Genomic DNA, 13,443 nt, shown 5'->3' with positions numbered 1-13,443 from the left:
AGAATATACCGTTCAAAACGCGCCGATCGTCAACGCGGGCCTTACCGCGCACTTTGGTCGGAAGAAGCGGTTCAATCACCGACCATTCGAAATCTATTAAATCAAAGCGCGCCATCACTGCCTCCAAATCGATGGAGACAGTGAATCACAAACCATTCAAACCGAAAACTATTTTATGGGTATGTGACCTAGAGCGCCAGCTCGAAACACTGCAGCACGATATTCAGAAACTGCAGCTTGAGCACGACCTTTTGAAGAAAGCGACCGAACTTATAAAAAAAGACCTGGGCGTCGATCTGCAACTTCTGAGTAATCGGGAGAAAACGCTGTTGGTTGGCGCCCTAAAAGATCTTTATCAATTCCCTGATCTGCTTACTCAGTTGGGATTGGCGCGCAGCTCATATTTTTACCATCGAACTCGCATGAGGATTACCTACAAGTACCTCACTATTCGTCAAAACATCACCGAAATTTTCGAAGCCAACCGTCGATGCTATGGCTACCGCAGGCTACTGGCGTCATTAGCCAAACAATCCGTTACAATCTCAGAGAAGGTTGTGCAGCGCTTGATGAAACAGGAGAACCTGATCGTTGCCAGGCCAAAGCGGCGGCGATATCGCTCTTATCTCGGAGAAATTAGTCCGGCACCCGAGAACCTTATTAATCGCGACTTCCAGGCCTCAGCCCCAAATGAGAAATGGCTGACCGATATCACTGAATTCCATATCCCGGCTGGCAAGGTGTATCTCTCGCCCATCATCGACTGCTTCGATGGTTTGGTCATCAGCTGGTCTATCGGAGTGAGACCAGATGCGCAATTGGTCAACACGATGCTCGATGCCGCCATCGAAACTGTGAGCGACGTAGATAAACGGCCAATAGTGCATTCTGATCGGGGTGCACACTATCGCTGGCCGGGTTGGCTATCGAGGATTAGTGATGCGAAGCTGGTGCGCTCAATGTCCCGCAAGGCGTGTTCCCCAGATAACGCTGCATGCGAAGGCTTCTTCGGAAGACTGAAAACAGAACTCTTCTACCCCCCTGTGATTGGAAGACCACCACAATTGAGCAGTTTATCAAGGAAGTCGATGGCTACATTCGATGGTACAACGAGAAGCGGATCAAAATGTCACTTGGCGCACGAAGCCCAATCGAATATCGAAACAGTCTTGGCTTTGTGACGTAAAATCAGTCCAAGTTTTTGTCCGCAACCCCGCTTGGGTCAGTTCTCAGTGGCAATCAACAACCAACACCAATCCGCTGAGATAACGGCCCTGAAAAGCCGTCGCCGTACTTTTTCGCTGTGACGGCTTGGGGCCATTGTTTGACGAGTTGGCTCCATGAAAGCCAACGTTTGGGCACATCGCCAGTTTCGAAAACACGCCGCTTTGGCCGCTAACTGATCTGGCCGATCTTGAGAAAAGGCGTGTCACATGGATGGGAAAGAAGGTCGGATAGCTCTTGATCGAGATGCAGAATAGAGATCGATGCGCCATTCATATCCAATGATGTGCAGTAGTGGCCGATCCAGCTTGCAGCAATCACCACCTTTTTCGCACTCAAGCGCTGCTCGACGCGTCGAAACAAAACGTATAGCTCTACGAGGGGTGTCGAACCGAAGGAATTGATGAGGACTGCCACATGATCACCGGGAGACGTTTTCATCTCTGAAAATATCCTGTCCATAATCCGGTCGACAATTTCATCGGCGAGCAACAGTTTTTCACGCAGAACGCCTCGTTCCCCGTGAATCCCTATGCCAAACTCCATCTCGTCCACACCAATCTCGAAATTTCGATGCCCGATCTGGGGGAGAGAGCAGGCTTCCAGTGCGACACCCATTGTGTAGGTTCGCCGGTTGGCTTTGCGGGTTACGGCTTCGCATGCATCGAGTGACAGGCCACGATCACAAGCAGCGCCCGCCATTTTGAAAACAAAGAAATTGCCCGCCACCCCACGGCGGCCATCTCTGTCTTCTATCGGGGACGAGGATATATCGTCTGTCGTTACAACGGTTCGCGTTGGAATGTTTGCGTCCTGTGCAAGTTCGGCAGCCATCTCGAAGTTCATGACATCGCCGACATAATTTCCATAGAGGAAAAGCACACCTTTTCCGCCTGATGCAGCCTTGGCGCATTTCAGGATCTGTGCAGGTGGCGGAGATGAAAAGACGTTGCCGATTGCGACCGCATCTGCAAGGCCCTTGCCGACATATCCCACAAAACAAGGCTCATGCCCTGCGCCGCCGCCGATCACGAGGCCAACCTTACCTGACCGCGGTCCCGTTTTGGCCATGAGTGCGCGTTTGGAGCCCTCAATCGGTACGATGTAGGATGAATGTGCCTTGATGACGCCATCCAGCATTTCTTCAACCACATTATCGGGATTATTCAGGAATTTTTTGATGTGACGGCGCGTCTCTCCAGTCGTGGATGTCGTCGCTTCAAGACGCGGCCTGCGGGAAAGCCTGTCGTCGATATCGCTAGCACCATCCGCGTTTAGAATACCGCGCCCCGTCGCAGCATCAGTGATCAGAACAGTGATATAGCCGCCGCGCAAGGCGGCGAGTATGGCGGGCACCTTGTCGAAGCCGCCTGCTACCGCGATGCGCATTTCTATGCTGCGCAGCATATCGAGGCTGATGCCGATGGTTCTTTCATCAAGCGGGCCGGAAATGGGTTGGCCGTACGCATCGATGAAGCGTCCCGCCATGACACCCACCGCATTCTTGGCCATGTAGGCCTGAATAGCCATATCTTCGAAAAAGCCGCTCGCGTGGAGTGTCGAATTGGGTCTCACCGACGAGATGCCGAAAAGCGCCTTGTTGGCGCGCGCTAATGCCTCGAATTGCTCTGCTATGAATGGCTCGCCAACAATCGCTGCCTTAACTTCGGCGCTGGTCACGATTGCCGGGGCTGTTATGGTGATAAGGCGTGCGTTTGTCGCACGCGCAAGCGCTGCGGCGCATAATTCGGGCGTGTAGTCGAAGCTTGATCGCATGCCACCAGTGGCCTGCACAATAGTGACGTCCTGCCGATTGGAAACATGCGTGTTTTGCGCAATCGCCAGTATGGTGCGTCCCCACGCAACAGCAAGCGTATCGCCGGATTTCAGTAGTCTAGCGATTGCCTGACCGCCTGCCGCCCCGAGCCGGTCGATGAGTGCACGACTTCCATCGTCATTTGGCACCACAAGACAGTCGGTCAAACGGAAATGGCGCTTCAGTTCCCGGGCTATGGTGAGAGAGGAAAGCCGCGATGGCTCGATTGAGATGTTGACGATGCCGCGATGACGCGCATCCGCAAGGTAATTGTTAACAGTCGCACGCGAGACGCCCATGATTTCGGCAATCTCGCCTTGTGTGCGACCGTCTTCGTAATAAAGCCAGCACGCCCACACATGAGGGTCGTCGCCGTATCGAAGAGGGATCGCGTCGGCTGGTTCTGTCTGACCTGTTTTGCTGGTCGATGTTCTTCCTTTTGGCGCCATTTGTCTGCAACGATCCTCTTGCTGTTTTTTTCGGTATCGTTGTGCCTTCTGAAAGAGGAAGGATGATCCGCTTGTTAAGGCAAACGGACCACCCACTTTCTCGATACAGCTAATGCAGACGTTCACGTGCGCCCTGCGCCAGCTCTTTCAAGATGATCGCGCATGATGTCGCTCCTGCATCGAGCACACCCAATGATCTCTCACCGAGACGGCTTGCTCTGCCCACTTTGGCCACGAGATCGATGGTGGAATCGCGCCCTTTTTCGGCTGCCTGTACGAGGGCATCAAGCGCGTCGGAAAAAGACACTCCTGAAGCATTCGCATCATCGAATGCCTCAATGGCTGGGACCAGTGTGTCCAGCAGCGTCTTGTCGCCGACTTTCGCCGCGCCGATGGACTGAGTACCTTCCAGACCGGCGTGCAGCATGCGGCTGAACGTGGCCGGATCGATTTCTTCCACGCCGTCGATCTTCTCCGCAAATTCAGTGAACATCACGCCGTAAAGCGGTCCCATCGAACCGCCAATTTCAGTCAGAAGAACGGTTCCAAGCGTATCGAGCGAGGCAGCGAGCGTTTCGCTTTTGCCCTTCAATCGTTCGGCAGCCATGTTGAAGCCCTTGGCCATGTTGACACCATGGTCGCCATCACCAATCTTGCCGTCGATCTCGCTGAGATAGGCGCGGTTTTCCACGATCCGTTCGGCCATGGTGAGCACAATGTCGCCGGCCTTTGCATTGTTCAGGGTCTGCACGGCTTTCTCCTTACAGAATGGTTGTGCAACGCACTTCGACATTGAGCAGTTGCTTCAGCTCATCGTCGAGCGCCATGATCGTCAGTGTTGCGCCGACCATCTCGAGTGAGGTGAAGTAATTACCGATATAGGTGCGGTGGATTTTCAAGCCGCGTGCGGTGATTTCCGTCTCGATCGTATCATTGAGAATATAAAGCTCATTGAGCGGGGTAGCGCCAAGGCCGGATACAAGAACAGCGACTTCTGTGCCTTCGGCAAGATTGTGATCGTCGAGAACAATCTGGCACATATCTCTGGCTATCGCGTCTGCTGTCTTGAGCTGTTCGACACGAACGCCGGGTTCACCGTGATGGCCGATGCCGACTTCCATTGTGCCCGGTGTAATCTCGAAATTCGGGTGGCCGACAGCTGGCAGAGTGCAGGGACCAAGACCGACGCCGATAGACCGGCAATTGTCGATTGCTCTTTGCGCTGTTGCGCGCACTTCTTCCAGCGTTGCGCCAGATGCGGCTTTGGCGCCGCCGATTTTCCACATGAAGATTTCGCCCGCTACACCGCGACGCTTTTCCCGTTCGTCGGCGGGCGCGGAGCAGACATCGTCATTGGCAACGACGGTGGCAATTTCGATGCCGTCTTTTGACGCGAGCTTTGCCGCCATTTTGACGTTCATGTTGTCACCGGCATAGTTGCCGTAGAGAACCACAACGCCTTTTCCGCCATTCGATTCACGAATGGCGTCGTGGAAGCTCTTGGCTGTTGGCGATGAGAACAATTCTCCGACTGCCACGGCGTCGAGCATGTTCTTGCCGGTATATCCGATGAATGCCGGTTCATGGCCCGATCCGCCGCCGGTCACGACGCCGACCTTGCCAGCGATGGGCGCATCCTTGGATGCAATGACACGCGGGTTTTCAGCAAGGCGCACAATGTCACAATGGGCTTTGACAAAACCCTTTACGGTGTCCTCAACGACTTCGTCGGGATTGTTGATAAAGCGCTGCATACGACCTCCAGTCAGATGATAGAGCGCCAAGCTCTGAATTTTTTAATCGCCTACGATCCGTAAATCGCAGCTGATGATAACAGTCCGGGTAAGGCGTGAAGAACAGTCGCAACCTCAAGCCTGACAATCGCCAGAGCCGGAGCGCAATCACCTCCTCTACTTTACATTATTCAGACACAGCTCGACATATGTCAATCAGGCGAAATTTGAGGCGATGACTGCAGAGATGAGCGCTCAATTATGCGCTCTCGAAGAGATCAATGAAAACAATCGGTTGCCTAAATTCTATTCGGCTGAAGGTGTGGATTGCGAATGCACTGAAGTGATCAAAGCAGTGAATACCCAATTTGAGGGGCAACGAGCAGCGCCTTAAACTCTTGTAATTTTCAGAATACAGTTGTAAATGATCGGAGGATCATGTTGTGCGAAATGGGAACCATGGAGTTTCGCACATCGACTTGCGGGCAGGTGAGGTTGCCTGGCCTGATTTTGCTTAGGGAGGAATCTAATGAAAAAATTCGCTACTTTGCTGGCGCTTGCCGCCTTTGCATTGCCTACCGTCGCGATTGCGCAGGATGCGCCGGGAACGACGAAGAAGGATAGTTATCGCTTCGTTATCGTGCCGAAGGTCGTCCATCCCTGGTTCGACAAGGTGAATGACGGCGCGCAGCAGGCTGCTGCAGCGCTCAAGGCGCAGACCGGCGCGAATGTTGAAATCGTCTATTCGGCACCGCAAAGTGCGGATGTCGTTCAGCAGAACCAGATCATCGACAGTGCCTTGGCAACGCGTCCCGATGGTTTGGCGCTCGATTTGCTCGATCCTTCTGGCAATCGTGCATCGCTTGAAGAAGCGCAGGGCCAGAAAATTCCGCTCGTGCTGTTCGATTCCGTTCCGCCGGAAGGCATGGCAATTACGCATATCGGTTCCGACTTCTGCGAGCAGGCCAAGATTGCCGCGCGCCGTCTGGTCGAGGTGCTTGGCGGTGAAGGCGAGGTCGCGATCATGATGGGTGTGCCGACGGCGCCAAATCATTCAATCCGTGCCGATTGTCATCGTCAGGTCTTCGCCGAGCATCCGGGCATCAAGGTCGTTGCCGAAGGCATCGACAATGACAGCATTGAAACAGCTCAGCAGCAGGCCGCTGCAATCATGCAGGCCAACCCAAATCTGAAGGGTTGGGTCGCATCGGATGCCGCGGGTCCGATCGGGATCGGTCAGGCTATTGTAGAAGCTGGCAAGCAGGGCAAGGTCACACTCGTCGGCCTCGACAACCTGCCGGAAATGCTGGACATGATCCGCAATGGCGTTGCCGATAGCTCCTCGGCGTCGCAGCCGGAACTGCAGGGCTATTGGTCGGTCATGATGCTCTGGGCGCAGGCAACCGGCGCTCCGGTGCCGGGTTATATCGATACCGGCAACGCATTCCTGACCAAAGAAAACGTAGGTAACTGATCTCACCGATCACGCTACAGGGGCGCGGAGTTTCTCCGCGCTCACTTTATCCAATGCAGTCCAGGATGTCCTTATGGCTTATCTTGAAACACGTGGCCTCGGCAGGGATTTCCCTGGCGTAACCGCTTTGGATGACGTCGATCTCAAAATTGAGCTCGGGCGCACTCATATTCTCGCTGGCGAGAACGGTGCAGGTAAATCGACCCTCGTCAAAATATTGACGGGGACCGATCACGCATCGCGCGGTCAGGTTTTGATCGACGGGCGCGATCCTGTGTCCGATCCTGCGCTTTTCAAGAACGTTGCTTATGTTCCGCAGGAACTGACGTTGTTTCCGCAGATGAGCGTGGCCGAAAACCTGTTCATGCCATTCAGCCGGACAGGTCATGGCGGTTTTCTGGTCAATCGCACCGCGTTGATGGAAGAGGCCAAAACCTATTTGGATCGATTTGGCATCGAAGCGCATCCGCATCAGCTGGTCGCCAATATATCGGTGTCCGACCAGCAGCTTTTGCAAATCGCGCGCGCCTGCACCAATTCGCAGATGAAGGTCCTCATTCTGGATGAGCCGACATCGTCACTGACGCGCGTCGAGGTGGAGCGCGTTTTCAAGGTCATTCGCGGTCTACTTGATCGCGACCATGCTATCGTTTTCATCAGTCACAAGATGGACGAGGTTTTCCAGATCGGTGACGACTATACGGTTCTTCGCAATGGCAGGAAGATTGAAAGCGGCAAGATAAGCGATGTGACAGAGGCCGATCTTATCCGCGCCATGTCGGGCCGTGATCTCGCGCTGGATGAGCATTTCCGGCCTGCCGGTCCGATTGGTGCGCCAATCATGGAAGTTCGTGGGCTGTCGGGTTCACGCTTTGAAGAGGTCAGCTTCGATCTTCGCAAGGGCGAGATATTGGGCTTTGCCGGCCTCGTCGGCGCTGGTCGTTCGGAAGTCATGCAAACCATCTTCGGCTTTCTCAATGCTCGTGCAGGCAGCGTGAAGGTCGAAGGCAAGGACTGGGCGTTGAACGATACGTCTCGTTCTGTGGATGGCGGTATGCTCTATCTGTCGGAAGAGCGTAAGCATCACGGAATTTTTCCGCTGCTCTCGTTGCGCGAGAATATCGGCCTGTCCGTGCTTTCACTGACCAGCGGTGCGATGGGCATCAACAACCGGCGTGAGCGCAATATCGTCCAGAAAATCATAGACGATTACGGTATTCGCACCTCAGGCATGGGCAAGCGCATATCGCAACTATCAGGTGGCAACCAGCAAAAGGCAATCATAGGGCGCGCCATGGCGACGCGACCGCGTGTGCTGATCTTTGACGAACCCACCAAGGGCATCGATATCCGCACCAAAACCGAAATCTACCGGATCATGAAAAATCTGGCTGAAGAGGGCGTCGGCGTCATCCTGGTTTCCTCGGAGCTGAACGAACTCAAGAAATGCGCAAGCCGTATCGTCACTATGCATAATGGCCGCATCACCGGCGAATACGACGCCGCAGAAACCAACAACGAAACACTCGTAGGCGCGATCTTTGGAACAGAGGTGACAGCCGATGCAAACTAAACCGCTTTCCAATCTGATACGCACGCCGCTTGCTGGAGTGTTCTTTGCTCTGTTGGTGATTTTCGTCCTTTCAGCAGTGATTTCGCCCTATTTTCTTACCCCGTACAACCTTTCGGTCGTCGCGCGCGGATTGGCATTTGTTGGTCTTATCACCATAGCGCAGTCCATGCTCATGGTTCTGGGTGAACTTGATCTGTCGCTTGGCGTCATCGGCGGCCTGTGCGGCGTTGCGTCCGGTATTCTGATGGTCAAGTTGGGCATTGAACCCTATACCGCCATGCTTCTGGCGCTTTGCCTCGGTGCTTTCCTTGGCCTGCTTAATGGCTTGCTGGTAACCGTGCTTGGATTGCATTCGCTGGTTCTCACCATCGGTACGGCGGGAATTTTCGGCGGCGCCAATCTGGTGCTGACGCGCGGCGTTGCGATTACCGGTATTCCGCGTGACGTGCAGTTTCTGGGACGCGGCGATGTTTTCGGAGTTCCGGTGCCGTTTCTCGTGATGATTGTCGCACTTCTAGTTGCAACCTTCGTGATGCTGAAGACGCCTTTTGGCCGCTATATGTACGCGATCGGCAACAATCGCGATGGTGCGCGCATGCTGGGTATCCGCGTCAATCGTGTTCGTCTTCTGGTCTTCGTGGCGGCAGGTGCTATCGCAGCGCTGGCTGGCGTCTTGATGGTGGCGCGTCTGGGAACAGCGCAACCCTCCATCGGTGATAGCTGGGTTCTTGCTCCGATTGCGGCATCGGTCATTGGTGGTGTGGCAACGACTGGCGGTATAGGCAGCCCGATAGGTGCGATCCTCGGCGCGGGCATCATCGCCATCATCGAAAACATCATCGTGCTGTTTGGCGTCTCGCCCTATTGGCAGGGGATTGTATCCGGTGCGATTGTGGTTCTTGCCATTTCCTTTGACGCAATCTCGCGACGCTATCTGCGACGCGATGCCAACTAAATCCGCCGCTGACATTTTATGAGAGATATGAACATGAATGAACAGGTTAGAACCAAAAAGCTTATAAACGCGCCGGAAAACATTATTGCTGAATTGATCGAAGGCATGGTCGGTGCTCATCCCGACATGTTGCGTGTCGAGGGCGAGACCGGTCGCGCCGTGGTGGCAGTCGACGGTCCGCGTGACGGCAAGGTCGGTATCGTCGTTGGCGGCGGCTCGGGACATGAGCCAGCCTTCGCGGGCTATGTCGGGCGCGGTTTGGCCGATGCTGCGGCTGTCGGCAATGTTTTTGCTTCGCCGTCGCCGTCGCATATTGCTGAAGCGGCGCGCGCGGCTGATGGTGGTGTTGGCGTTCTCATGCTGTATGGGAATTACACCGGCGATGTTTTGAATTTCACCATGGCTGCAGAAGAACTGGCGCAAAGCGGCATGGAAGTGCGGCATGTAGCTGTGGCCGACGATGTGGCCTCCGCACCGCTGGAGCGTAAAACGGAACGTCGCGGCATTGCCGGTGATTTTTTCGTATTCAAAGTTGCGGGTGCCGCTGCCGATCTTGGCGAACCTCTTGCGCGCGTCGAAGCGCTTGCGCAGGCTGCCAATGAGGCGACGCGCTCAATGGGCGTGGCGCTTAGCCCGTGTTCTTTGCCGCAAACTGGCAAGCCGAATTTCACAATCGGCGACGAGGATATGGAAATCGGCATGGGTTTGCACGGCGAGCCGGGCATCCGACGCGAAAAACTCGCACCTGCCGATGCCGTTACCGACGAACTGATGGCATCCATCCTGAGCGAGCTGGCTCTCAAGAGCGGTGGCCGCGTTGCTGTTTTGGTCAACGGCCTTGGTGCAACATCCCAGATAGAACTCTATCTGGTGTTCCGCCGTGTCAAGCAATTGCTTGATGGTAAGGGTGTGAGCATCCATGCGTCCTGGGTAGGGGAATATGCAACGTCACTCGAAATGGCTGGCGCTTCCATCACGCTGATGAAGCTGGATGATACATTGCAGGGGCTTCTTGACCATCCATGTCATACGCCTGCCTTGACGGTCGGTGCCGTGCAACCGAAGGAACGTCTTGCAAGCCGCAGCCATAAGATCGAGCGCGCAGCGGAAAGTCTGGACCCTGCCCAAGATGCGCCGCGGGAACTGATCAAGGACGGCGACGTTACGCCAGCCATTTTCAAGATCATGATGGCAAATGTCGGCGAACAGATCATCGCCGAGAAAAACTGGCTGTCGGAGCTGGATGGTATTATCGGGGATGGTGATCACGGCATTACGATGGAGATCGGCTGGAAGGCTGTCCAGCACGCGCTGGAAGATGCTCCGGATGACGAAACCATCGAAGCCATCTGCAAACGTATGGCCAAGGCATTTCTGGATGCGGTTGGTGCATCATCTGGTCCGCTTTATGCAACGGCATTCTTGCGCGCGGGCACTGCGGTCAGCAACCGGTTGAACCTTGATGGTACGGGCGTCGCCGAATGGCTGGCGGCTGCCTGCCAGGGCATTCGTGATCGTGGTCGTGCGGAACCGGGCGATAAAACCATGATCGACGCCTGGGTTCCCGCTGTGGCTGCCGCTTCCGATGCCGCAAAGCAGGGGCAGTCAACACTGGACGTCCTCGTTGCCGCGCGCAACGGCGCAGAGGCAGGTATGAAATCGACCGCTGCGATGGAATCGCGTCGCGGTCGTTCTGCAAAACTTGGAGAGCGTTCGGTCGGTCATATCGACCCCGGCGCAGCCTCGACATTTGTGACGCTGCGCGCCATGGCGGAAGCCTTGCAGGCCGTAGTGACGAAGAAGTAGAGCGTTGCTTGTTGCAGATGTCGCTTAACGCGGCCCCTGCAACAAGGCCCGGGCCACACCTTCATTGGTGACGAGCCGATTGACATAACCACCGCGCAAAATTGCGCGGATGATTGGAATTTTATTGAGACCACCTGAAACGAGAACCGAGACGGGTTTGAGTTTCAGTTTATCCGGCGGCAGGGCAATGATTGAATCATTGAGGAAATGATCGATCGGTTGGCCCTGGGCGTCCAGAAAACAGCCCATGAATTCCCCTACGGCGCCGAGCTTCAGCACCGTATCGAGGTGATCTTTGACAACCCGGATATGTGTTAGTGATGTTTCTTGCGTCAGTGGACCGCATGAAACAAGCCCGATATCTGCGATTTCCGTTCTGGCCAGAACATCGGTCAGCTCATCGTTGAGCAAAAGCGCATTGCGGCTTTCGGGATTTGCGCAATAGATCGGCGCTGTCAGGTAATGGCATTCAACACCCAGCGCACGGGCAAAAGCCGTTGCGACTTCAAATGTGTTCGTCGATGAACCGCTGGTGACGCCGCCTGTGAGCCCCACAACCCAGCTTTCCGGCTTTGGGCGTAGTGTGAGGGTGCGAACGGCGAAACTCAAGCTTCGTCCCGAGCCGATGCCGACACCCATATCGCGGCCTTCAATAAGCTGCGACGCCATAGTGCCTGCGGCTTCACCGATAACCCGCTTTTGCTCGATATAATCGTCAAGATCGGGCACAACGACGGCTTCAACGAGATCGTATCGGGCCGCTACTTTCTCGGCCAGCTCAATGCAATCGGTCAGTGGCAGGTTTACATTGACTTGCACCTGCCCAGACTCGCGGACATGACCAATGATCTTATTGACCTTGAGCCGCGTGATGTTCATCCGCTGCGCTATTTCCTGCTGGGTTTGCCCGCCGATAAAATAGAGCCAGGCAACGCGCGCGCGTTCCAGCTCGTCATCCAGCGATCCGAAATCCTCGTTCATTCCCGTGCCTTGCACATTGCGAGCCTTAAGGTGCGACCCAATTGGAAACATGTCGAAATAGTATCGACACTCATAGCAGGCATATCAAAGCTGGCAACTGGCCAGTTTCGTAAAGGTAGGAAGCCTGTGCATTCGCGCTATCGAGCATGCCGACTTTAACGGCGATTATAGAATTTTCTCACTGACACAGATGCGGGTTTTGCGGCTTGAAGTCGCAAAGTTTTGATGACGGTTCCATGAAACATGTTGACAAGCGACAGTTCATTCTGACAAATGTCAATTAAGGGTGGCAATATTCAAATTGCCAATCGGCCGTGGAGGCGGCGAGCTTGTTTGGGGTGTTAAGACGCCCCGCTTGCGGGAGGAAACGACGTGTCATTGTATGGTCTGGATCGGCAAACGCTGTTTCTGGCGTTGATTAACTGTGCCGTGCTTGTTGCTGGCGCCGTGTTGGCCGGAGCAACCTTTATGGACAGCTATAACCTGCAGTCCATGGCGTCGCAGGTGCCTGAGCTGGGGCTTCTGGCGCTGGGCGTCATGTTGGCTATGATATCGGGCAATGGCGGCATCGATCTGTCGGGCATCGCACTCGCTAATTTCTCCGGCATCGTCGCCTTTCTGATCGCTCGCCATTATATCTCTGCAGATGATGCGCCGCTTTTATTTGCGTGGGCCTTTGCCGGTCTGGCCGTTGCCATCGGTATCATGGGTGGGCTGCTGAACGGGGTCGTTATTGCCTATGCGCGGCTGACGCCACTGATTGCGACCTTGGGCACGCAGCTTCTTTTTACTGGCTTTGCAGTGTTTCTGACCAATGGCTCTGCACTCAGCATGGGTTTTATCGAACCGCTCGATAATTTCGGCAACATGCCAGTGTTCGGCGTTCCCATATGTTTTGCAGCGTTTCTGGCCATCGCAGCCGTGTTGGCATTTTTGCTGAAATATACGCCATTCGGTGTGAAGCTGATGTTGCTTGGCAGCAATGCGAAGGCTGCCCGTTATGGCGGGATCAATGAAAAGCGCATGTTGCTGGTGACCTATACGCTTTGCGGCGTGCTGGCTTCGGTCGCCGGCATCATCATTGCCGCGCGCAATTCCTCGGTCAAATGGGACTATGGCGGCTCTTATGTGCTGATCGCAATTCTCATTGCAGTTCTGGGCGGCGTGAAGCCGGAGGGCGGCTATGGCAAGGTCATTTGTGTGCTGCTGTCTGCGACTGCGCTGCAGATACTGTCCAGCCTGTTCAACTTCATGAATATCTCGAACTTTTTCCGCGACCTCGCCTGGGGAGTTCTGCTGCTGGCCCTTTTGGCCTCAGCACGGGTGCACCTTGGTTACTGGTTGCAGCCGAAGCGGCGATAACAGATTTCACCATCGGCTTGAATTGGGAGGTTCTCTCCAGGCCGTTGGTGTGAAGTGTTGAATGCAATTT

9 protein-coding genes and 1 pseudogene are annotated in these 13,443 nt (G+C 54.8%); 6 read left to right on the top strand and 4 right to left on the bottom strand.

The annotated features are described in order from the left end of the window. Positions 1 to 1,186, top strand: a pseudogene (locus tag QBD01_RS22805) (IS3 family transposase); the annotation flags it as partial. A gap of 209 nt (positions 1,187 to 1,395) precedes the next feature. Here QBD01_RS22805 and QBD01_RS22800 read toward each other — a convergent pair. From QBD01_RS22800 to QBD01_RS22790, 3 genes are all read right to left on the bottom strand, one after another. Further along, positions 1,396 to 3,489: a bifunctional sugar-binding transcriptional regulator/dihydroxyacetone kinase subunit DhaK gene (locus QBD01_RS22800; RefSeq protein ID WP_280994654.1), complete on the bottom strand. Its 2,094-nt coding sequence runs from the start codon at positions 3,487 to 3,489 to the stop codon at positions 1,396 to 1,398. Positions 3,490 to 3,598: 109 nt separating this feature from the next. Beyond that, complete coding sequence (gene dhaL, locus QBD01_RS22795; protein WP_182522483.1) at positions 3,599 to 4,240, bottom strand: dihydroxyacetone kinase subunit DhaL; 642 nt, start codon at positions 4,238 to 4,240, stop codon at positions 3,599 to 3,601. A gap of 10 nt (positions 4,241 to 4,250) precedes the next feature. Continuing rightward, positions 4,251 to 5,243 carry a dihydroxyacetone kinase subunit DhaK gene (locus QBD01_RS22790; protein ID WP_280994653.1) on the bottom strand — a complete coding sequence of 331 codons (993 nt, stop codon included), beginning with the start codon at positions 5,241 to 5,243 and terminating at the stop codon, positions 4,251 to 4,253. Between the two features lie 508 nt (positions 5,244 to 5,751). On the opposite strand from QBD01_RS22790, the gene QBD01_RS22785 reads away from it, so the two are divergent. From QBD01_RS22785 to dhaL (QBD01_RS22770), 4 genes are all read left to right on the top strand, one after another. Then, the gene (locus tag QBD01_RS22785) at positions 5,752 to 6,696 is read left to right on the top strand and encodes a substrate-binding domain-containing protein (protein ID WP_182522485.1); all 945 of its coding nucleotides are present in this window, start codon (positions 5,752 to 5,754) and stop codon (positions 6,694 to 6,696) included. Between the two features lie 73 nt (positions 6,697 to 6,769). After that, a complete protein-coding gene (locus tag QBD01_RS22780) occupies positions 6,770 to 8,269 on the top strand; it encodes a sugar ABC transporter ATP-binding protein (RefSeq protein WP_280994652.1) in 1,500 nt (499 codons plus the stop codon). Continuing rightward, the gene (locus QBD01_RS22775) at positions 8,259 to 9,224 is read left to right on the top strand and encodes an ABC transporter permease (protein WP_280994651.1); all 966 of its coding nucleotides are present in this window, start codon (positions 8,259 to 8,261) and stop codon (positions 9,222 to 9,224) included. Before QBD01_RS22780 ends, QBD01_RS22775 begins: the two co-directional genes overlap by 11 nt. Positions 9,225 to 9,257: 33 nt before the next feature. Further along, positions 9,258 to 11,030: a dihydroxyacetone kinase subunit DhaL gene (gene dhaL, locus QBD01_RS22770; protein ID WP_280994650.1), complete on the top strand. Its 1,773-nt coding sequence runs from the start codon at positions 9,258 to 9,260 to the stop codon at positions 11,028 to 11,030. Between the two features lie 24 nt (positions 11,031 to 11,054). On the opposite strand, the gene QBD01_RS22765 is transcribed toward dhaL (QBD01_RS22770), so the two are convergent. Next, positions 11,055 to 12,011: a sugar-binding domain-containing protein gene (locus QBD01_RS22765; protein WP_280994649.1), complete on the bottom strand. Its 957-nt coding sequence runs from the start codon at positions 12,009 to 12,011 to the stop codon at positions 11,055 to 11,057. Between the two features lie 372 nt (positions 12,012 to 12,383). Between QBD01_RS22765 and QBD01_RS22760 the strand changes: the two genes are divergently transcribed. Continuing rightward, positions 12,384 to 13,373, top strand: coding sequence for an ABC transporter permease (locus tag QBD01_RS22760; RefSeq protein ID WP_392391467.1), 990 nt, complete (start codon positions 12,384 to 12,386; stop codon positions 13,371 to 13,373). Positions 13,374 to 13,443 lie beyond the last annotated feature (70 nt).

It is taken from the genome of Ochrobactrum sp. 19YEA23, from assembly GCF_029909865.1.
In the GTDB taxonomy this organism is placed as follows: Bacteria; Pseudomonadota; Alphaproteobacteria; order Rhizobiales; family Rhizobiaceae; genus Brucella; species Brucella gambitense.
The sequence above is the reverse complement of the archived record's forward strand: the minus strand, read 5'-3'. Positions and strand labels throughout refer to the sequence as shown.